Here is a 1,348-nt window from a genome sequence, read left to right as displayed (position 1 = left end):
TCCTTTCGATCTTTATTGCGACATTGTATCTTGGTAGTCGTTGAACTGGTCTGTGACAGCCTGTGACGGAGCCTGCGTCAATATGCTGACAAAAAACACAGATAATAGACTCGCAGCAAAACCAGGTATCATTTCATACAGAAAGTCCGAAAGACCGGCATTCGCCCAAATGATTACAGTCGCTGCTCCCACAATCATGCCGGCGAGTGCCCCCCATTTGGTCATTCGTTTCCAAAACAGACTGAGCAGTACAACCGGCCCGAATGATGCACCGAAGCCCGCCCACGCGTAGCTGACCAATCCAAGGATAGTGTTATTTTTCTCCCAAGCCAGAACCAACGCGACAATTGAAACAGCCAGAACAGCCAGACGGCCTAAAAACACCAGCTCTTTATCTGAAGCTGAGCGTCTGAACATCGACTTATACAAATCTTCTACCAGAGAGCTTGATGTCACAAGCAGCTGAGAAGAAATGGTACTCATAATCGCGGCCAAAATCGCTGAAATCAGAAAACCCGTGATAATCGGATGAAACAAGATATTCCCTAATTGAATAAAAATCGTCTCTGGGTCCTTCAGTGTCATGCCGCGCTGATGGTAATAAGCGATTCCGCCCAAACCGGTCAGCACTGCGCCTACTGCAGACAAAATCATCCAGCCCATCCCGATTCTGCGCGCTCTTTTGATCTCTTTGACAGAGTTGATCGCCATAAAACGCACAATAATATGCGGCTGGCCAAAGTATCCCAGCCCCCAGGCAAACAAAGAAATAATGCCAAGGACGCTCGTTCCTTTGAAAATATTAAACATATCAGGATCTACAGAGCGGATTTCAGCAACTGTATCACCTGCTCCTCCCGTGTGGAAAAACGTAACGATCGGCACAAGAATGAGTGCGGCAAACATAATAATCCCCTGAACAAAATCTGTCCAGCTGACTGCCAAAAAGCCGCCAAACAGGGTGTATGCCACAACAACACCCGTCACAATCCACAGGCCGGTGTGATAATCCATCCCCAAGATGCTGTTGAATAAGACGCCGCCGGACACCATTCCGGACGATACATAAAACGTGAAAAAGACTAAAATGACAATTCCTGAAAACAGTCTGAGAAGCTTTGTTTGATCTCCGAAGCGATTTTCCAGGAATCCGGGAATTGTAATGGAATTCCCCGCTTTTTCAGTATAGGTTCTCAGCCGCGGTGCGACGTAAAGCCAGTTCGCCCACGCTCCAAGGCAAAGTCCGATGACGATCCAAGCGCCGCTCAGACCAGTAGAAAACATGGCGCCCGGAAGCCCCATCAGCAGCCAGCCGCTCATATAGGCAGCGCCGGCACTGAGAGCGGTT

Annotated in this window: 1 protein-coding gene; it reads right to left on the bottom strand. The window is 48.7% G+C overall.

What is annotated here, in order from left to right; translation table 11 throughout:
• Positions 1-12: 12 nt before the first annotated feature.
• A partial coding sequence (gene putP, locus ACWHAR_RS21525; protein ID WP_452087774.1) for a sodium/proline symporter PutP occupies positions 13-1,348 on the bottom strand: 1,336 nt, incomplete at its 5' end.

Source organism: Bacillus sp. LR--39 (genome assembly GCF_053613335.1).
Note: the sequence above shows the minus strand (reverse complement) of the source record. Positions and strands in the feature narration are given on the sequence as shown.